This is a genomic window from Proteiniphilum acetatigenes DSM 18083, from assembly GCF_000380985.1.
Lineage (GTDB): Bacteria > Bacteroidota > Bacteroidia > Bacteroidales > Dysgonomonadaceae > Proteiniphilum > Proteiniphilum acetatigenes.
Map to the genome: position 1 here is coordinate 160,743 of NZ_KB905696.1, position 20,237 is coordinate 180,979.

General features: G+C 43.6%; 22 protein-coding genes. 16 read left to right on the forward strand and 6 right to left on the reverse strand.

Translation table 11 applies throughout. The features are described from left to right. Window positions 1–29: 29 nt before the first annotated feature. The 9 genes from F597_RS0109065 to F597_RS23105 all read left to right on the forward strand — a co-directional run bounded on the left by F597_RS0109065 (window position 30) and on the right by F597_RS23105 (window position 8,442). The gene (locus F597_RS0109065) at window positions 30–1,367 is read left to right on the forward strand and encodes a sodium-dependent transporter (RefSeq protein WP_087880400.1); all 1,338 of its coding nucleotides are present in this window, start codon (window positions 30–32) and stop codon (window positions 1,365–1,367) included. A 114-nt stretch (window positions 1,368–1,481) separates the two neighbouring features. Beyond that, window positions 1,482–2,711 (forward strand): 3-phosphoshikimate 1-carboxyvinyltransferase, encoded by a 1,230-nt coding sequence (locus F597_RS0109070; protein WP_019539417.1) that lies wholly within the window; start codon window positions 1,482–1,484, stop codon window positions 2,709–2,711. 5 nt (window positions 2,712–2,716) lie between these two features. Then, a complete protein-coding gene (locus F597_RS0109075; RefSeq protein WP_019539418.1) occupies window positions 2,717–3,151 on the forward strand; it encodes a hypothetical protein in 435 nt (144 codons plus the stop codon). A 13-nt stretch (window positions 3,152–3,164) separates the two neighbouring features. Beyond that, entirely contained in the window at window positions 3,165–3,998 is an 834-nt protein-coding gene (locus F597_RS0109080; RefSeq protein WP_044060206.1) for a metal ABC transporter permease, read from the forward strand. A 125-nt stretch (window positions 3,999–4,123) separates the two neighbouring features. Further along, window positions 4,124–6,085, forward strand: coding sequence for a tetratricopeptide repeat protein (locus F597_RS0109085; protein ID WP_157279067.1), 1,962 nt, complete (start codon window positions 4,124–4,126; stop codon window positions 6,083–6,085). 2 nt (window positions 6,086–6,087) lie between these two features. Next, window positions 6,088–6,666 (forward strand): non-canonical purine NTP diphosphatase, encoded by a 579-nt coding sequence (locus tag F597_RS0109090; RefSeq protein WP_019539421.1) that lies wholly within the window; start codon window positions 6,088–6,090, stop codon window positions 6,664–6,666. A gap of 103 nt (window positions 6,667–6,769) precedes the next feature. Beyond that, window positions 6,770–7,852: an oxidoreductase gene (locus tag F597_RS0109095; RefSeq protein ID WP_019539422.1), complete on the forward strand. Its 1,083-nt coding sequence runs from the start codon at window positions 6,770–6,772 to the stop codon at window positions 7,850–7,852. A 79-nt stretch (window positions 7,853–7,931) separates the two neighbouring features. Next, the gene (locus F597_RS0109100; RefSeq protein ID WP_019539423.1) at window positions 7,932–8,159 is read left to right on the forward strand and encodes a hypothetical protein; all 228 of its coding nucleotides are present in this window, start codon (window positions 7,932–7,934) and stop codon (window positions 8,157–8,159) included. Continuing rightward, window positions 8,146–8,442, forward strand: a complete 297-nt coding sequence (locus F597_RS23105; protein ID WP_019539424.1) for a type II toxin-antitoxin system RelE/ParE family toxin — start codon at window positions 8,146–8,148, stop codon at window positions 8,440–8,442. The genes F597_RS0109100 and F597_RS23105 overlap by 14 nt, the downstream gene beginning before the upstream one ends. Window positions 8,443–8,565: 123 nt before the next feature. On the opposite strand, the gene F597_RS0109110 is transcribed toward F597_RS23105, so the two are convergent. From F597_RS0109110 to F597_RS0109120, 3 genes are all read right to left on the reverse strand, one after another. Next, entirely contained in the window at window positions 8,566–9,543 is a 978-nt protein-coding gene (locus tag F597_RS0109110) for a hypothetical protein (RefSeq protein WP_019539425.1), read from the reverse strand. A gap of 119 nt (window positions 9,544–9,662) precedes the next feature. After that, window positions 9,663–9,938: a Txe/YoeB family addiction module toxin gene (locus tag F597_RS0109115; protein ID WP_019539426.1), complete on the reverse strand. Its 276-nt coding sequence runs from the start codon at window positions 9,936–9,938 to the stop codon at window positions 9,663–9,665. Next, a complete protein-coding gene (locus F597_RS0109120) occupies window positions 9,935–10,192 on the reverse strand; it encodes a hypothetical protein (protein ID WP_019539427.1) in 258 nt (85 codons plus the stop codon). The genes F597_RS0109115 and F597_RS0109120 overlap by 4 nt, the downstream gene beginning before the upstream one ends. A 152-nt stretch (window positions 10,193–10,344) precedes the next feature. Between F597_RS0109120 and F597_RS0109125 the strand changes: the two genes are divergently transcribed. From F597_RS0109125 to F597_RS0109155, 7 genes are all read left to right on the forward strand, one after another. Next, window positions 10,345–10,851, forward strand: coding sequence for an RNA polymerase sigma-70 factor (locus F597_RS0109125; protein ID WP_019539428.1), 507 nt, complete (start codon window positions 10,345–10,347; stop codon window positions 10,849–10,851). Between the two features lie 125 nt (window positions 10,852–10,976). Then, window positions 10,977–11,189, forward strand: coding sequence for a hypothetical protein (locus tag F597_RS0109130; RefSeq protein WP_019539429.1), 213 nt, complete (start codon window positions 10,977–10,979; stop codon window positions 11,187–11,189). Continuing rightward, entirely contained in the window at window positions 11,186–12,028 is an 843-nt protein-coding gene (locus F597_RS0109135) for a DUF4848 domain-containing protein (RefSeq protein WP_019539430.1), read from the forward strand. Before F597_RS0109130 ends, F597_RS0109135 begins: the two co-directional genes overlap by 4 nt. Window positions 12,029–12,086: 58 nt before the next feature. Next, window positions 12,087–12,686, forward strand: a complete 600-nt coding sequence (locus tag F597_RS0109140) for an outer membrane beta-barrel protein (RefSeq protein WP_019539431.1) — start codon at window positions 12,087–12,089, stop codon at window positions 12,684–12,686. A gap of 105 nt (window positions 12,687–12,791) precedes the next feature. Then, complete coding sequence (locus F597_RS0109145; protein ID WP_019539432.1) at window positions 12,792–13,616, forward strand: FecR family protein; 825 nt, start codon at window positions 12,792–12,794, stop codon at window positions 13,614–13,616. After that, a complete protein-coding gene (locus F597_RS0109150) occupies window positions 13,616–16,372 on the forward strand; it encodes a TonB-dependent receptor (protein ID WP_019539433.1) in 2,757 nt (918 codons plus the stop codon). Before F597_RS0109145 ends, F597_RS0109150 begins: the two co-directional genes overlap by 1 nt. Before the next feature lie 4 nt (window positions 16,373–16,376). Then, window positions 16,377–17,537, forward strand: a complete 1,161-nt coding sequence (locus tag F597_RS0109155) for a DUF4249 family protein (RefSeq protein ID WP_019539434.1) — start codon at window positions 16,377–16,379, stop codon at window positions 17,535–17,537. Between the two features lie 60 nt (window positions 17,538–17,597). Here the strand turns inward: F597_RS0109155 and F597_RS0109160 are convergent, their stop codons facing one another. The 3 genes from F597_RS0109160 to F597_RS0109170 all read right to left on the reverse strand — a co-directional run bounded on the left by F597_RS0109160 (window position 17,598) and on the right by F597_RS0109170 (window position 20,113). Continuing rightward, a complete protein-coding gene (locus F597_RS0109160) occupies window positions 17,598–18,482 on the reverse strand; it encodes a DMT family transporter (RefSeq protein WP_019539435.1) in 885 nt (294 codons plus the stop codon). A gap of 108 nt (window positions 18,483–18,590) precedes the next feature. Continuing rightward, window positions 18,591–19,361, reverse strand: coding sequence for a tryptophan synthase subunit alpha (gene trpA / locus F597_RS0109165; protein ID WP_019539436.1), 771 nt, complete (start codon window positions 19,359–19,361; stop codon window positions 18,591–18,593). Between the two features lie 140 nt (window positions 19,362–19,501). Beyond that, complete coding sequence (locus tag F597_RS0109170; protein WP_019539437.1) at window positions 19,502–20,113, reverse strand: phosphoribosylanthranilate isomerase; 612 nt, start codon at window positions 20,111–20,113, stop codon at window positions 19,502–19,504. Between the last annotated feature and the right edge of the window lie 124 nt (window positions 20,114–20,237).

Consider the following 20,237-nt stretch of genomic DNA (forward strand, 5'->3'; position numbering starts at 1 on the left):
CCATCATCAGAATTAACGAAAACAACTATATTATGTCTGATAAACGAGCAACATTTGTATCAAAAATCGGAGTAATCGCCGCAGCCGCAGGATCAGCCGTAGGTTTAGGTAATATCTGGCGTTTTCCCAGCCAGACGGCTGATGGTGGAGGGGCCATTTTTATCCTGGTATACATTGGTTGTATCTTGTTTTTCGGCATACCGCTTATGGTAAGCGAATTCATGGTCGGCAGGGCCTCCCGGGCCAATACCGCCGGTGCTTATCACAAACTGGCTCCCGGTACCCAATGGAAATGGGTCGGCAGGCTGGGTGTACTCACCGGATTTGTCATCATGGGATTTTATATGGTAGTGTGCGGCTGGACACTTGTCTATATCTTCCAATCGGTCTCGGGATATCTCTTTGGGGTGGATAATCTTTCGGCCAACTTCATAGAATTGCAAAGTAATCCTGCCAAACAAATCATCTGGATGATTATCTTTACACTTCTCACTGCATTCTTTATCCTTTCCGGCGTGAAGAAAGGGATTGAGCAATCTGCCAAGATTTTAATGCCATTACTCTTCCTGTTACTTATTATACTGGCCATCCGTTCGGTTACCCTTGACGGTGCTATAGCAGGACTCAATTTCCTTTTCAAGCCCGACCTGGCGCATGTAAAATCGACCGTCTTCCTCGATGCCATGGGACAGGCTTTCTTCTCCCTCTCCCTCGGCATGGGTTGTATGATCACTTACGGATCCTACTTCAATGATAAGACTCCACTTGTAAAAACAGCGGTACAGGTTTCCGTTCTCGACTCACTGGTGGCTATTCTCGCCGGTGTGGTCATCTTTCCCGCGGCATTCGCTTTGACAACCAATCCCGGCACCATTGTCGACGAACTGGTAGCCGGCGGTCCGGGATTACTCTTTATCACATTACCCGAATTGTTCAACCAGATGGCGGGTTCTATGATTTGGAGCACCCTTTTCTTTTGCCTGTTGGCACTCGCAGCCCTTACATCCACTATTTCCCTGATGGAGGTAGTCACGGTATATATCCACGAAGAATATCACATTTCACGTAGAAAAAGTACACTATTGGTCACTGCAGGTGTAATCATTTTAGGCATCTTCGCCTCGTTCTCCTCATCATTTTTCAATTTCCTCGATGTTGCTTCTGCCAAATTCATGCTGCCGATAGGCGGTTTCTTCATTTCTCTTTTCGTAGGATGGCATCTCAACCGCAGACTTGTATATGCACAACTCACCAATGAAAGGACGCTCAAATTTGGCATAGGATTTCTCAGAACCTATATATTCCTTTTACGCTATGTAGTCCCTACTGCCATGCTGGCTATCTTTATCTACGGGTTGGCCGCATAACGCGGTAGTTGAAAGAGAAAAAAGTTTAAATCAATTAAAACAAAGTAAAAGCGGAAATAAACCGCTCAACCTTCGGTTTAAAGTATTATTTTTGTATCAATATTTCACCCGCAAATGCCGTTACAATATAAAATATACCCACCTGATGCCCTGCGCACAACCGTGCAGCTTCCCGCATCCAAGAGTATGAGCAATAGGGCACTTATTCTGAATGCCTTGAGTTTGAGTCCTTACCCGATCAGGAATCTGTCGGACTGTGAAGATACACAAGTGCTCATAGACGCATTCAATTCCAAATCCAACCAGTTCGATATAAAGGCTGCCGGTACCGCCATGCGTTTTCTGACAGCTTTTCTGGCAGGAATGGAAGGCGAATGGATCATCAAAGGCTCGAAGCGGATGCATGAAAGGCCCATTTATCCGCTGGTGGAGACACTTATAGCCTTAGGAGCCGAAATTGATTATTTGGAAAAAGAGGGATATCCACCCTTGAAAATAAAAGGTAAAAGGCTAAAAGGAGGCGAAGTCTACCTGTCGGGCAATATCAGCTCGCAATTTATATCTGCCTTACTGATGATAGCACCCGGAATGGAAAACGGACTGGTGATGCATATCGAAAATGAAATCGTATCGAAGCCCTATATACACCTCACTGTCAGCATGATGGAGAAATGCGGGGTACAGACTAAGTGGGACGGTAACGACATCGTCGTGAAACCGCAGGTGTACAACCCTGTAGAGTTTGTGGTGGAACCGGACTGGACTGCCGCCTCTTACTGGTATGAGATGGTATCCCTTATCCCCGGGGCGGAAGTAACGTTAAAAGGCTTAGGAAGAAACAGCCTTCAGGGCGATTCCAACGTGACCAACCTGTTCAGCGATTTGGGGGTTACAACAGAATTCGTCCCGGAAGGCATTATCATCCGAAATACAAAAAAGGGAACCAAAAAATTTTTCCACGATTTTGTAAATGAGCCGGATCTGGCACAAACTTTTGCCGCCACTTGTTGTTTTAAAGGCATACCGTTTCTTTTCTCCGGGATTCAAAGCCTGAAGATAAAGGAAACTGACAGGGTGGCCGCACTGATCAACGAATTGAAGAAGTCGGGCTACCTGCTTAAGGAAAATGGGATCGGGATGCTGGAATGGGACGGAGAACGGTGTCTGCCGGAAAAAGAACCGGCCATCGACACTTATGACGATCACCGGATGGCCATGTCACTGGCTCCCGGAGCCATTGTGTCCGGATCACTCATTATCAATGATCCTAAAGTAGTATCCAAATCCTACCCTGATTTTTGGAACGACCTGAAACAGGCGGGATTTACAATTGAAGAAAGGTAATTATTATGCAAAGTTTACTCCTTTTCACAGGCATTATACTCTTTTTCGTTGTGGCACTCACAATCTCCAACTACCTGCAACGCAGGAAAGGGAACAATAAGGAGCGTGAGGCAACTCCCCCTTCCATAAATCTGGGAGATAGCGGCTGTTGCGGTGCACATGAAACATGTGAGCGGGATAGCCTGATAGCTGCTTTTGCAGAGAAACCGGAATATTTCGACGATGAAGAGCTCGACCGGTATGCTCACCGCGATTCTGACGGCTATGCAGCCAATGAAATAGATGAATTCCGGGAAGTCTTTTATTCCGTACTCGACGAAGAAAAGCCACGCTGGATCAGGAGTCTCCAAATGAGGGATATTTCCCTTCCTGACCAGTTGAAAGACGAAGTGCTGATGTTCGTCAATGAATTGAGGGCACAAAAAATGCACGCCTGCTGACCGGATGAATATCATTGAACTCCTGGATTATGCTTTCTTTCGCAATGCTCTGCTAGGCAGTTTTTTTGCAAGTATTGCCTGTGGTATCATAGGCACTTACGTAGTCACCAAAAGATTGGTATTCATCAGCGGCGGTATAACCCACGCCTCGTTAGGAGGATTGGGGATAGGGTTCTATTTCAGCCTCTCTCCCATTTTGTCGGCTATGGTTTTCTCCATATTCTCGGCATTCGGCATCCAATGGTTATCACAGAAACAGGGTGTACGTGAAGATTCGGCCATTGCCGTCTTCTGGTCATTGGGGATGGCCATCGGGATAGTGCTCACCTTCCTCACACCCGGCTATGCGCCCAACCTGTCGGAGTACCTCTTCGGGAATATCCTTACCATCACTCGTAGTGATATCACCGCCCTGCTCGTCCTATCGTTGATCCTCCTGCTTTTCTTTATCCTGTTCTATCATGCTATTGTTTCGGTATCGTTCGATACCGAATTTGCACAAACCCGACGCTTACCCACACAGTTTATCGAATATGCGATGATGCTTTTCATTGCCGTTACCATCGTATTAAGCATCCGGTTGGTGGGAATCGTACTGCTGATGTCCCTGATCACAGTGCCGCAGATGACAGCCAACCTCTTCACGGTGAACTATTCAAAAATAATTTCTCTCTCAATCCTGTTAAGCTTTACAGGTTGTGTAACAGGATTGTTACTCTCCTATTATCTGAATGTACCTTCCGGCGCGTTTATCATTTTTGTGCTTATCATGATGTTTTTTATTGCCAAGGCAATAAAAGTTATTACCGGTAAAACATTAAAGACTGCGCCACAAGAGATACCGTAGAGACAAAAATTCTGTTTACTCCAATAGGATTGGTATTCCATTTAGTTTCAAACACACGGTAGGACAATAAAATTCTATTTTTCGAGTTAATTAAAAGAGATAATTACCCGGAAAGGAGATCACCAGTGTTATCAACAGAAAGAATAAGGAGGAAAGAAAAAACAGGGCATATACTATGGATATTGGCCTGTATCACTCTTTTTACAGGATGTACCACCAGAAGAAATACGACAGCCACACGCGCCTATCATGAACTCACCACACGTTACAATATCTATTTCAATGCCGAAGAGGCTTACCACGAGATTTTAAAAGAGAGAACGGAGAATTTTCATGAAAACTATGGGGAATTGCTTCCCTTCTACCCTTCACTCCCTAATGCAGAAAAATCGTCCTCCGGAGGGATTTTCGATCCGGTGATCGAAAAAACCGAAAAAGCCATCCGTGAACACTCCATCACGGCAAAGCCGCGTCGCGATCCTGCTAAAGCCCACTCTCAGGAATACCGGCAATGGCTACGGCAGGAGGAATTCAATCCATTCCTGAAAAATGTATGGATGCTACGGGGAAAAGCCCTTTTGCAGAATGGTGATTATGACGAGGCACTGACGGTCTTCTCCGGGATGCTGCGCCAGTTCGGTCACGATCCCGACGTGGTGGATGAAACGGAGATATGGATGCTTCGGATATATACGGAAACGGAAAGGACATACGAAGCAGAACAAACAATCTATGCATTAAGAAATAAAAAATTATCCGTGGATCTGGACAGATTGTTTGCCGAACATTACACTTATTTTTTGATACGGAAAAAGGAGTTTCCTGAAGCGATCCCTCAATTACAAAAAACCATAGCGCAGGAATCCGACCATCTCAGGAGAAAAAGATTACAATTCCTGCTTGGGCAAATCTATGCAGTGACCGGGGAAAAGGACAAAGCCCACCGTGCCTTTGAAGAGGTGAAAGGGCTTCGCACCCCCTCCGAACTTACATTAAACGCTGTCCGTTGGCAATCAGCTATAGCAAATGACTCACTGGCACAGATTTTTCGCCCTTCCGAACCCGATAATAAAGCAGTACAAAAGGTGATGACTACGGTTATGGTTGCAACTGATTCAATTGCCGGAAATATACAGCACAGCCAAAATACCCACGGGCGGTTGTCAGAAGGTAGAACTTTAGCGGAAAATGCTTCCTTGCACAGGCAATGGCGATCCCGAAACGGATTATGGCAATCACGCCCAATCGGCTCCGCTGAGAGTAGGAACGGGCAAGTCATCCCTTTCAGTCCCGATAAAAACGGGCTGCATTACCTTTTGCTTACCTTTGCATCTGGTTCGGTCGATAAAAACCAACTTCTCTTCACAATAGCCGATTTCAATTTTTCTCATTTCAAACTCCGCAGGTTCAACTTCTCCTATATATATCTGCCGGGGGTAGAAGCACTTCAGATCGAACCTTTCCAGTCTTTTGAAGAGGTATCCCGATACACAGAGATAATACTTTCCGACTCTCTTTTCCTATCTGCCATTATGGAAACTACTCCCGTCATCATCTCCGAAGAGAACACGAGACTCATACAATCAGGGAAAAAATTGAATGAATACAATGCTTTCTATAAAGAAAATATGGCAACGGCCACTGTGACTTTCCAATCAATAATAAAAGATGAAAGGGTAGAAATTGAAGAAAAAAGGGATAAAGAATCGGAAAAGATTGTATCTTTGGAGACATCTCCGGTCACTATTCCGGAACAAAAAGAGATATCCTCTCAACCGCAACCGGTGTATCAGACTGAACGGATAACATCCGGGGAGAAAACTGTTCGGACAGAACCGGCCCGTCAGATTGAACGGGAAACACCCGAATCGCTGAAGCGAAAACTCGAGGAAAATGCTGCCAAAGCATTACAGCAACAGCAGGGAACGGCGTCCCGCAAAAACAGGGAACAATTGATAAAAGAGCGGGAGCGGCAACGTGAAGCCAGGATCCGGCAAAGAGAACAGGAATTAAAAGAGAGACAGCGGAAGCGTGAAGCAGCGCTGAAACAACGCGAGAGGGAAAGGGCTCAAAAAATAAGAAAGTAACAATGAGGGAAATAGTTTTTGCCACCAACAACCAACATAAACTCGACGAGATCCGGAAAATTACAGGAGGACGGTTACGTATCCTCAGCCTCGCCGATATCGACTGCCATGAAGAGATCGAAGAAACAGGCAGCACCCTGGAGGAAAACGCACTGATCAAGGCCGGATTTGTCAGGGAGAAATATGGTTACGACTGCTTTGCCGACGATACCGGCCTGGAAGTGGAGGCACTGGATGGCGCACCCGGTGTCTACTCGTCACGGTATGCGGGAAACGGTTGCAACCCGACGGATAATATGGATAAGTTACTTTCGGTTTTAAAGGGGGCAGAAAATCGGGCAGCACAATTCCGTACCGTGATTGCATTAGTCATCGACGGAAAAGAGCATCTTTTTGATGGAGTGATCAAAGGGAAGATCATCGAAGAAAAACGGGGTACGACCGGTTTCGGATACGATCCCATTTTCATGCCTGACGGGTATGATAAAACCTTTGCCGAATTGGGCAACGAAGTAAAGAACAGTATTAGCCACCGGGCATTGGCTATGGAGAAACTGGTCGGTTTTCTGCTAAAAATTTGAATTGGCTTCATCATCAAATTGTCACCACTTGTCCCGACTTGTCGGGATCGTTAAATTATTAAATTGTCAAATTTTTCACTTTTAACTTTTAACTTAACAACCTATGTCAACCAACATTCGCACAGGTATTATCGGTTACGGACTTTCCGGCCGGGTATTTCATGCTCCTTTTATCGATGTAGTAGAAGGATTTGAACTCACGAAGATCAGCACATCCGATCCCGAAAGAGAAGCGCTTATTGAAGAACGATACCCTATTACCGCAGTGGTTCCCGACGGAAAAGGGATCATCGACGATCCCGAGATTGACCTCGTTATTGTTACTTCACCCAATACCGACCATTTCCGCTGGGCACGGGAAGCCCTGCTGGCAGGTAAGCATGTAGTGGTGGAAAAACCATTCACTGTAGATGTAAAGGAAGCTGCCGAACTGATCGAGATCTCCAAGCGGCAGCAAAAAATCCTCACCGTCTATCACAACCGTCGTTTCACAAGTGATACCAAAACGGTGAAAAAACTGCTCGATAGCGGTCTTCTCGGAGAAATTGTTGATTATGAAACTCACTTCGACCGCTACCGTACCGAACCCCGCCCGAGAGGTGCATGGCGGGAAGAACCACTACCCGGATCAGGGATTTTCTATGATCTGGGTTCGCACCTTATAGATCAGGCACTCTGGTTTTTCGGTATGCCGGAAGCGGTAACGGCCGAGATCAATGCGCAGCGCCCCTGGGCAAAAGCCGACGACCATTTCGATGTACGCCTCCACTATCCCACTTTTACAGCCACGCTGAAATCGGGAATGATCTGCCGTATTCCCGGAGCTACCTACATGCTTCACGGCACCAATGGCTCATTTGTGAAATATGGACTTGACGTGCAGGAGGCGACACTCGACGGAGGCGCCAAACCCGAAGGAAAAGACTGGGGACGCGAACCCGAAAACATCTGGGGTACTATCAATGCCGAGTATAAAGGAGTGAAGATACAGGGAAAACTGGAAAGTGAACATGGCGATTACCGCGATTATTTCATCAACCTGCGTGACGCCATCAACGGTAAAGTACCTCTTGCCGTCAAACCGGAAGAAGCCCTCAATGTGATGCGGATCATTGAACTCGCTTTCCAAAGTAGCCGCGAAAAAAGAACTATTTCGTTAAGCGAGAACAATGTCAAGCTCGCTTGAACATTGTCGAGCGCAGAAATAGTCTGATGAAATCGAACCATCGAGGTTAAGTAATTGTTTATAACTAAAGACGCTGACTATGGGACACGACGCGATCAAATTGGAACTCATCGAATGGCTTGCCCGTCTTGAAGATGAAGAGGTAATTCGCTATCTAAAAATAGTAAAAGATAGCGAACGTGATCATGATTGGTGGAATGATCTGAGCGATGAACAAAAGGCAGGGATCGAAAGGGGATTGAAAGATATTGACGAAGGAAGAACCGTTCCGCACGAGGAGGTAAAACAACGGTATGGGCTCTTATAAACTTCGTTGGTCGGAAGAATCAATTCGTAATTTAGAAGATATTCTCGATTATCTCCATGAGAATTGGTCAGAAAAAGTAATCACTGATTTCAAGGAAAATTTAAATAAACAACTTGATCTGATTTGTCGGTTTCCGTTTATCTTTCCTCGGTCGGAATATCAAAAAAGACTTCGAAAAGCGGTATTGAGCAAACAAACTACAATTTTCTACGAAGTGAAAAATAATAATATCCTCATTGCGTACATTTTTGATAATAAACAAAATATCGCACGAATTAAATAAATATCCTCTCTTGCCGAGTGAGTTTTATCCTGTAAACTTATACATGCTCCGGATTTTACACGTACAAAAGGTGGCGCTGCTCAAAAAGCAGCGCCACCTCAATTTATTCTGTATATTTGAGTCTTATGGATTAGGGTCAACAGGCGTTTCTGTTCCCCCATCTCCTTCAAGATCGATCGTTCCCCCATCTCCCATTTCAGTACTTTCAGTAGTTATGGTTAAATTGTTATCCACCAGTGCGTCATTTACTTTAACCCGTATTGTCGTAAGCATATTTCGTTTAAAAGCTATGTCTTGTGTAGCTATAGGGACTTCGGCTCCATCAGCTTTTAACCAATTGACGGAAAGAGTGATGGTTTCCGAATAATTATCGTTCGTCCAGCTAGCATAAGGATAAGTGTTTTGAAAAGTGAAAATCTGTTGTATTTCAGTCGCAGGATACTCAATATACAAATCAGGTGCTTCAGAGATACTTATTTTTACTTGTCCATCCGTAACTCCTTCTACTTCCACTTTTACTCCAAATACTACACGCTTCATGTTAATAGATACGGAACCATTGTTAGATGGAGTATAGCCTTCAATCTGCCCATGGTATCTATCAAGATTTGGACGATCAAAAATCGACCGGGGATTTATTAAAAATGTCGATCCTCTTGACAATGACGTCATTTCCTTAGAGGAAGAATAGGTAAATGCATTGTTTAGTGGAGTAACCTCATTTGTGTAAAATGGTAAATAATAACCACCACCGCTAAAAAGCAATCTGTTTTTCCCATCTACAACCATTGAACATACGAATTTATACTTGTATCCCTCCAATAATTTTACCGTCATTGAAGCTTTGTTATCAAATAACCCATACGCATAAGGCTTGTAGTCAGTACTGCCCTGTGTAGGTGCAGCATAGACTTGTATGCCGTATAAATCATTGCTTTCCGTTGACCTTAAAGGTGATTCGGAAATTTCTGTTATTTCACCGGAAAAACCCAATGACACAATGTACTCTTTAGATGTTACAGGTTCATCGATAACTGGTGTGTCTTTACTACAGGAAAAGAATAGACCTATCCCCATCAATAGAATTAAAGCTTTCTTCATAATTAGAAATTTATAGTGAAACTTGAAAAATTGTCTTTATAAATAATGATAATAATTAGCTAAAAAACAGCCATGGGAGATTGTGATCCCTGAATATACTCTGCACTGAGCTTTTCGTTTTATTTATCCCCGTAATGTCCGTAGGCGGAAAGGACAAGCACCAGTACCACTTCATCGTAAACCCGATAAACCAACCGATGTTTATCGGAAATCCTGCGTGACCACGTTTCTTCTCCGTAATGTTTCATCCTTTCCACATGCCCGGTTCCGGAATAGGGATGATGCTCCAGCTCTTCAAGCAGCTTCACCACTTTTTTGTATGCTTTTGGCTCACTGCGTTTCAACCGCTTGATATCATAGGTGGCTTCGTCAGTAAAGCTAATCAAATAGTTCATAACGAATGCAGAAAGGCCTGTAATTCTTCTTTATTGTGTATTGTTTTTGTTTTTCCCTCTTTCGCCTGTTGAATAGAACGGTCTATTTTGGCGTAAAATTCCTCTTCCGTCATTAATGTGTCGTCTTTTTCAATTGGTGTCAGTTTGTAGGACACCCCTTTACGGCGTAGGATAACCTGCTCTCCTTTTTCTATGAGGCCGAAATAATAGCCTTGCTTGTCCCGGAATTGTCTGCTGCTGATAATGGTTGCCATATTTTTATTCTTTTTTTACAAATTATTTCTTGTTACAAAGATAGTCCTTATTTTCGAAAACGGTCACAAAAGCGGCTACATTTTGAGCATTACGCTTTCAGATGTTATTTAATTTTCACTACTTTTGCAATTCATTCTATTATTGATTGCCGATGCGGATTTTAGAAAAAAAGTTTTCCGGATATTTCTGCACTTATTACCGTCAGCTTTGTCTGCACGCCTTGCATTTTATGGGTAACCCTGAAGAAGCAGAGGATGTGGTACAAGAAACATTTATGAGTCTCTGGGATAAAAAAGAACAGATAGAAACGATCCAGTCAGTGAAATCGTATCTGTACACAGCCGTTAGAAATAACTGCCTGACCCGTATCCGTGATGCGAAGCCTACTACTTCACTCGATATACTCCCCGACGAACAGTTTGCTGAAGAAGATCAGATGAAACGTGCCGAAATGGAAGCCCGTATCTGGAAAATGATAGACGAACTACCGGAGCGCCGTCGCGAGATCTTCCTGATGGCAAAACGCGACGGAATAAGCTACAAAGAGATTGCCGAACAAACCGGATTATCGGTAAAAACCGTGGAGAACCACGTATTTCGCGCCATGCAATCGCTCCGGAACAAAGACTTCAATGCGTATCTTTTCTTTTTTGCGTAAAATTCTTCACTTTCGAGTGAGGGATTTTTAGCTTTCGTGCATCATATAATAAGAATACTACTTTAATATTTATTTACCCGAATTCCTGACTAAAAAAGGCATGAGGGAAACAAAAAATTAAGATTATGAAAACAAAAAAGTATCTCTTATTAACTAGTACCCTTTGTATTGGGTTAGCATTTGCATTTGTTATTACAAGTTGCAATAGAGATGAAGCTATTGTGGAACAAGCCGGTAATGAAGGGCTTGTGGAGATTATGGGTGTGAGTGTAGAATTGAAAAATAATACATTAACACTGAATAGCGAGAGTGAATTGCAAGACTTAGTATTAAGTTGAAAGCCTATCAATCTGTTTCAACAAGACAGGGTAGTGATGAAGTTTTCAATAATGACGTAAATAAGACATTATGTATTGATGGTTTTAAATCGCTTTATGATATTTTTGTAGATGCGATGAGAGATGCAGAGTCATACTATGATAGAGAAGGCGGCTACGAGGAATTTAAGAAGAAATATGCTTCTCTTTATTTCCCTGAATATGGGGATGACTATTCTGCTTACCTTCCCGTAAGCGATCCAGCTTTATCTAAATTCCTTAATAGTGATGGAGAAATAATTATAGATGGAGAAACAGTCAACATGAAAAACATTTCTACTTATGAACAGTTAAGAGAGCTTGGTCTAACACCACCAGAGGAAGTCGTGATTATATCAGACGAGGGTTCCCCTTCAAATACTCGAGCAGGAGATGTTTTCTTCCCTGGTGCACCATTTCAGTTGTTACCAGACAAAACATTTCAAATGAACAATAGGCGCATATGGGTTACTCTGGATGATGTGACTGTAGATAATAATGCTAGAACGAAAGCTGGTTTTGATATCTGTTTCAGGAAAAAAGGATTTCTTGGAGCGTGGTATAACCATTGGGCGCTTACAAAAACTTATGCCCATATTGGTCCTCAGGGACTGAGGGTTGTCGACAATAAAACGATAGACGGTTATTCCTCGCATGATCACTCATTTTTCTTAGTAAACGGCACGGAAATATCCACCCCAACTACTACACCAGGCTATTATCAGAAAGATGTTTATGGAGAGGCCCAGATTTATTACGATGCTTTGAGAGCATATACTTTTATAGTGCCATTGCATTATAGATTTTTCAGATGGTGGTAATTACAAAAGTAAAAATTAAGGTATGTTTTATTGATATATTAATAATGAAGAATAAATTATGAGGGAAACAATTTTACTAAGTTTATCTGTTTTATTCCTATTTTCTTCCCCCGCCATAATGGCACAGGACAAAAAAATAGGATTGCAACTGGAAGCAGGATATGGAATAATAAGCAACAAAGACAATGCCAGTGCGTATCAATTTTTTCTTTCACCTTATTATCGAGTTAATGACAATTTCTCAATGGGGATTGGAGCAGGTCTTATGCAACACAAAAGTACTTTTCCGGAAAGGAGTTATCCGGTATATGTTCATTCTAAATATAGATTGAATACGAACTCGAATTTAAAGCCATTTTTTAATTTAAAAATTGGATATGGCTTTGGCTCAACAGATATGGGAATAGCCGGCATAGATGTCAATGACCTTCAGTACTCCGGTGAAATTAAGTACAGTGCTGATTTTTTCATTTCGCCGTCAATAGGAATAAGCTATGATGTAGTAAAGCAACGTTCTCTTTTTCTTGCTATTTCGTATGATTTGTTGAAAGTGAAGACTAAGAATATGATTCGTCAAGAAAATGCCGTCGTAGATTTAAAACAGTATACTGAAAAAAACAGTTCAATAATTGGATTGAGAGTGGGATACGAGTTTTAGAATTATTATCACCCCTGAATCTTGTACGACAAGTATCATTAAAAAATAGTATTAATTTTGTTGACCAAGATTCGGGGGTAATTTATCTCTAAATATAAGATCGTTATGCGACGGTTAGAAATCGATAAAACAGAAGAATCCGTACGTTTTGTAGCCCGGCACTATCAACCCGGCAGGTTCGACAGCCGTAAAGCCTGGCTTCAAATGGGTGGGCGTTTAGGTATCGCCCCGGAACGGCGGTCATTGACTTTGTTGTGGCGTGTTGCGGCAGTAGCAATAGTTGTTATCACGGCAGGAATTTTGTATCTCACCGCAGAAAGGGGTGATACGCTCATTGCCGGATACGATCACACTGAATTCACACTCCCCGACCAAACCGAGATCGTGATGCAAAAGGGGTCGGTATTGAAATACGACAAATATTTCGATAAAACCGAACGACGTGTCTCAATGTATGGAGAGATTACGTTTGAAGTCGCCCCTGATGAAACAAAACCGTTTATTATCTCTACACCTGCAGCACAAATAAAAGTACTCGGAACAGAGTTTACCGTCATTGCCGATGATGATGAAACCCGCCTCAGCGTAACTTCAGGTAAGGTACTTTTCACCCCTGATGATCCGGTGATCCCTTTACTATGTACTGCCGGCATGACCGTACATTACAGCGCCGGGAGCAAAACCGTCAAAATCGCTTCTACCGACAGCGAAATGGAAATCAATGGCAAAACGAGATCACTCACTTTCGAGAATATGAGACTGAAAGAGGTGGTGATGGTACTGTCACACTTCTATAAGATACAAATTGAATTGCCGGAGAGCGAATCGGAGTTGACATTCAGTTCCTCTTTTACCCAGGCAAGCATTATCGAAATCATCAATATTATCAATCTCACACTCGATACGCATATTACTATTATAGAACCATAATGAGACGAAACATTCTTCTCCTGTTGCTGACCATCACCTTTCCATTGGCAGCAGTCAGTCAGGGAAAAATAGAATTGAATCTGGAAAACCGGCCGGTTATTGAGGCGCTTCGGCAAATCGAAAAACAGTCGGGCTACACTTTTTCGTACAACCCTTCCCTATTGAAAGACTTCCCTAAGGTCACCATCCGGATCACAGATGAACCACTCGAAGAAGCACTACAGGCACTTTTCGGAAAGACCAATATCCGGTTTGTCATACAGGGGAAATATATTATCCTGAAAAAACGCCCTAAAGAGATTACCGTCAGCGGGTTTATCTACGACCGGGAATCACACGAATCGCTGATAGCCGCCAATGTGTACGACCTTATTTCGGGACATGGCGCCGCCAGTAACAATTTCGGATTTTACAGCCTCTCTGTTCCACCGGGGGAGGTAGAGCTTCGTCCCAGTTATGTGGGATATGCCTCCGACAATTATTCCTTTACAGTTATACAAGATACCGTAATCCATTTTTTTCTGCAACCGTCCTCACTACTGAAAGAAGTGGTGGTGGACGGGGAACTGAAAAATCCGGCACAACACGCCGAGACAGGCAAGATAAGCCTGAACTCCTTGATGCTGAAAGCTATACCTGCATTTATGGGCGAAAGCGACATCATCAAAACACTGCAGCAAATGCCGGGTGTGGCAGTCGGCACCGATGGTATGGCCGGGCTTTATGTACGGGGCGGAAATGCCGATGAGAACCTCTACCTTGTAGACGGGAATCCCCTCTATCACGTTCATCACCTATTGGGGCTCTTTTCCACCTTTAATCCCGAAGCGGTGAAAACAATGGATTTCTATAAAGGCAGTTTTCCCGCGCGCTACGGAGGACGCCTCTCCTCAGTTGTAGATGTGAGGATGAATGATGGCGATATGAAAAAGTTCTCAGGAACGGCTTCCATCGGTTTAATCTCATCCCGTTTGAATTTCCAGGGGCCTATCATCAAAGATAAAACGTCGTTCTCAGTCTCGTTCCGCCGTACCTATCTCGACCTGCTGGCCCGTCCGGCAATGTATTTTATCAACAGGAAGAATGAAAAGAAAGACCCGGACAATTACGATAAGATTGATTTTGCATACTATTTCTATGATCTCAACGCCAAAGTCAATCATAAATTCTCCGACAGGAGCCGGATTTATCTGAGTTTATATGACGGGAAAGACAAACTTTTCGCTAATGGTAAAAGCAGAAGTAAAGATATATTGTACGGAGATTCCGGTTATATTTCTTATACCTCTGAAACAGACCACCCTGACATTCCCGCTTATCAATACGCGTACAATACAAATACTGATCAAAGTACAAACATAGATATAGGCTGGGGAACCCGTATGGCATCGCTCAACTGGACTTATGCCGTCAACAGCAAACTGTTCTCAAATGCCACGCTGGTATATAGCCGATATCGGTCGGATATTTCAGTTTTAAGTGAAAGCAAAGGAACTTATATATTCAGAGATAATGAAAATCAGCAAGAAAGATCGGAAAATTTCTATCGCTCTTTTAATCCGATATATAAGTCCGGCATTGAAGATATAGGCTATCGCCTCGATTTTGATTATGCATACAATAATAATCACCTGATCCGGTTCGGAACAGCGTTACTGCATCATGATTTCCGCCCCGAGGAGAGTCGGGTTTTCCGGAAAATAGACGGAGACAGAAATAAGAACGATACCATCACCTATGCGGACGATCAGATCTCAGTGCGGGAACTATCCCTCTATGCAGAGGACGAGATGGAATTAACCGAAAGATTGAGGGTAAACGCCGGCATGCATCTGTCAGGATTTTTCGTACAGGGGAAATCCTATTTGAGTGCCCAACCCCGCCTGGCAGCCCGTTATCTCTTGTCGGAAGACTTCTCCCTGAAGGCATCTTACGGTAAAATGAGCCAATATGTCCATTTGTTGCAAAGCAGTTATATAAACTCACCCAACGATTTATGGGTACCTATCACCAAAAATGTGAAACCGCTCTCTTCACACCAGTTTTCGGCAGGGATATTCGGACGTTACCGGGGATTTGACCTCTCGGCAGAGACATACTACAAAAAATCGACCAACCAGGTGGAATACAAAGACGGCGCGACCATACTTGCCGGCAACACAAACTGGGAAGACCGCATCGCCCAGGGTATCGGCACATCATACGGATTAGAGCTGATGGCAAAAAAAAGTTTCGAGAAAACATCGGGATGGATCGGCGACACCCTCTCCTGGGCAAACCGTCAGTTCCCGAACGGAGAGATCAACCAGGGAAAAGTATATCCGGCGAAATATGATAACCGGCATAAGGTCAATGCGGTTCTTTTGCATAAGTTTAATTCCAAATTCGACCTGAATGTTTCATGGATCTACGCCACCGGCAACTGGACAACCCTCCCGATAGAAGAATATATTGATATGAACGGAAATAAGAGACAGTATATTCACCAGCGAAATAATTATAAGATGCCAAACTACCAGCGGCTCGATCTGAGTTTCAATTACTACCGCCACAAGAAAAACGGCAGAATGGGGATATGGAATTTCAGCATCTATAATGCATATATGCATCACAACTCGTTCCTGGTATTGCCTGATGAGAGTTTTGCTCCTGACCCTAACAGTGTAGACGGTTATCCTCAAAAGAGTTACCCCACCTATCAGAGCTACTCTATCTTCCCCATTATTCCCTCATTTTCCTATACGTATAAATTCTGACGAGATGGCAAAATCAATATATACATATTTATCGATTGTACTGACCGCCACATTGCTCTCTTTATCCGCATGCCAGAAAGAGATCCATCTTGATGTGGCCAATTACAAGCCCAGGATTGTAATGAACGGGATTATTTCGCCCGACTCGCTCATAGAAATAAGCCTCAGCAAGAGTTTTTTATATACCGACACGCTTTTGGACAGAAGCCTGCTGAAGAATGCCTCGATGATCCTGTTCATCAATGGAGTGGAACGGGAAACGATGCGGATGGTACGGGTGGATACTGTCCACGGTCGCGACAGGCTCTTTGGATATACCGCACTAACCGGTATATATCGTTCTACGATACGCCCGAAGGTAGGTGATAAGATACGTATAGAAGCCTCTGCGGGAGAGCTTCAACCTGTCTGGGCAGAAACGACCATACCCATTCCGGCTCAAATCCTCAGTGTTGACACAGTCACCTTTTTAACATCCATGCATATCATCCATAACAGCTACGCAGATCCCGGCGACACAGGAGAAGGTGCTTTCCGGAATATGCGTATCAAAATGGCGGTTAGTGACAACCCTACAGCAACAAAACGCTATTTCCGGCTTCAACTCAGGTTAATGGCTGAAAAGATCGAGGAGTATCCCAACCTGCCGGATCAATACCTTTATATATACACTGACGATGATCCGATTTTTGAAGAGGGTTATCGGAACAGCATTCTCGAAGACCTAGTTTCAGAGAACTCTCCTCTTAACGATACGCAATATTACAATTCAGCGCTTTTTTCCAATAAATTATTTCGTGACAACGGATATACACTCGATTTTTCAATCACCGACTATTACTATATCCACACCATTTATGAGGAAAAAGAGAATGATAACATATGGGGCTATCCGATCTATGTCCCTGTCAAGACAGAAATATTCAACCCTCCAATAGAAGTGATATTCACGGCCATATCGCCGGAACTGCATCCCTATTTCCGGGAAGGGGATTTTAATCCCGACAGCGATAAAGAGTCACTCAAAATAATCTCCGAGCCGGGAATCACGTTCAGCAATGTGCACAATGGCATCGGGATTGTCGGTTCGGTATCCACGGCAAAAGCTTATATCAATATCCCGCCGTTAGAAGAAGGAGAAAGTACAATTTCCGGAAGGTACTGAACCGGGTATTCTTCAATCCGTCTTCCCAATTCCACACTACAATCCTGAGTGAACCATTCCTTATAAAAAGAAGATGCTTGCTCCGGCGATACTGATTACCGCTCCGATTACCTGTCGGGCGGTAATTTTTTCTTTAAACATAAAAGCAGTAGGCACTATAATGAAGATGGGAACCAGCGCCATTAACGTGGAAGCAATCCCGGTTTCGGTATGTTGTACGGCATAAAGCGACAAGGATACACCAATGAATGGGCCAAAAACAGTTCCCACGGTAATGGCTTTCATCGATGTTCCATCGTTTACTGTCCGGAATACCCGCCTCCAACGGTTGAGAAAGGTGATTAACAGGACGAAAGAGAAAAAACCGAATATCGCGCGGATCTGTGTGGCAGCCACAGCGTCATAGTCACCCATTCCCTTTTTGCTGAGTATCAACCCCAGAGCTTGTCCTGCCGCACCACCCAGCGCATAGAGAAACCCATGTAACGGCACATTCAGTCTTAATCCCTTCCCTGCTACAGCGAGCATGATTCCTGAAACACTTACAAGGATCCCAAGAATACTTTTCATTGAAAGGATCTCATCCAGAAAAAACCATCCGATAGCCGCTGTAATCATGGGTGCGAGGCTCATCACAAGCTGGGAGGTACGGGAGCCGATGATAGTATAGGATTTAAAAAGGAAAAGGTCACCGAGGAAAAAACCGATTATTCCCGAAATACCGAGCCACACCCAGTTATAAAGCGTGGCATCCTTTGGGAAAAACATGCCACGGGTAAACAAGGTAGTAATTCCCAGGAAGAGAATCCCCAGGAAAAGACGAAGAATATTCACCGACATAGAACCTACGCGTCGGCCGGCTTTCTCAAAAAAGATGGCGCTCAGCGTCCAGCAGATTGCTGTCAGCAATGAGGCCAGTTCACCAACATGTGATTGGAAAAGCATAGAGAGATTGCCGATTCCTCTTTTGGAACAAACGGCTTACAAAGGTAATTGAAAGGAGTATAATTGCAAAATCACACAAGAGCCTAATTTAAATATAAACGAATTTCCTCAACGGATAGCTTCCACCAATTTCTTCACTGCCCCACCAATCGTCTTTTCACTGCCCAGCAATGAAATAAATTTACTTCCGATGATCGCTCCCGAAGCTTCCCGACAAGCGGCATCAAACGTATCTTTATTAGAAATACCAAAACCGATAAGACGGGGGTTTTTCAGTTTCATTGCATTCACCCGACGGAAATAAGCCAGGTTTTCGTCACCAAAACTATTCTTAGCTCCGGTCACAGAAGCGGTAGAGACCATATAAATAAATCCGGAGGTATGTTCATCGATCAACCTGATCCGCTCTTCCGATGTTTCTGGTGTGATCAGCATAATGATATGCAATCCATATTTTTCGGCTACAGGCTTAAAGGTATCCATATATTCGGCGAACGGCAGGTCGGGAATGATGAGTCCGTCAATGCCGCACTTCACCGCTTCCGCACAATAATTATCGAATCCGAACTGGATGATCGGGTTCAGATATCCCATCAGTACCAGCGGGATCGACACCTTTTCACGAATCCCGGCCAGCTGTCCGAAAAGACGTTTCACACTCATGCCGTTTTCCAATGCCCGGGCTCCGGATGCCTGGATCACCGGCCCGTCGGCCATGGGATCACTGAACGGTACACCGATCTCTATCAAATCCACACCTTGTTTTTCCAGCGCTTTGATCACCTTTACGGTATCATCGAATTGAGGATATCCGGCCGTAAAGTAAACCGACAGGATACCGCTCTTTTTTTCTTCAAACAATCGATCTATTCTGTTCATTATCTGATTTTCTATTTGATTTTATCTTTTTCTTTGTAACTCCTAAAAAGCATTGACTTCGCTTTATCCCTTCACAGCCCACCAAACTTAAAAGAAGTATGTTTCCGGCTTTATTACTCAGTGAATTATTATCCTATCAACTAACGAAATGCACTTATAAATTTCTGTAATAACTGTGTATTTTTGACGGCAGGCGAGGTTTCAAATCCGCTGTTCAGATCAATACCAACACATTTCGGATGTGAGAATCGTTTTACTTCCTCCACATCTTCCGGCGAAATACCTCCGCTTAACAGAAAAGGCGTCCCTCCCTGGTAATCCGAAATGATCTCCCATCCAAATTTTCTTCCTGAACCGCCATAAAGATCCGTATGCGTATCAAAAAGGAAATAGTCACAACAGTCTTCATACCGTTCCGTCAATTCAGAAGGGAAAGGTTTCTCCGTGGTGATACCAAATGCCTTGATAACGAGAAAATCTTTTTCTTGGAGCGCTTTGCAAAGCTCGGGAGACTCGTCCCCATGTAATTGAAGGATATCCAATCTGTTTTTTTCAGCCAACGTAAGGAGCCGATCAGTATCTTCATTCACAAAGATACCGACCTTTTTTACGCTCTCCGGCAGGTAGGCCAACGTCTTCCCCACATAGCGCGGCGATTTCGGATAGAAAATAAATCCCATCCAATCCGCACCCAACTGTTCCACCTCACGCACGTTCGCTTCCTCTCGCATGCCGCATACTTTGATTATCATATTGTTATTCAATTACTAATTACTAATTACCAATTACCAATTACTAACTAGCCAAATCATCACATTAGTCATTACTTCCCGATTTATCGGGATTAGCATATTTAACTACGTTTCACTCCGTTGA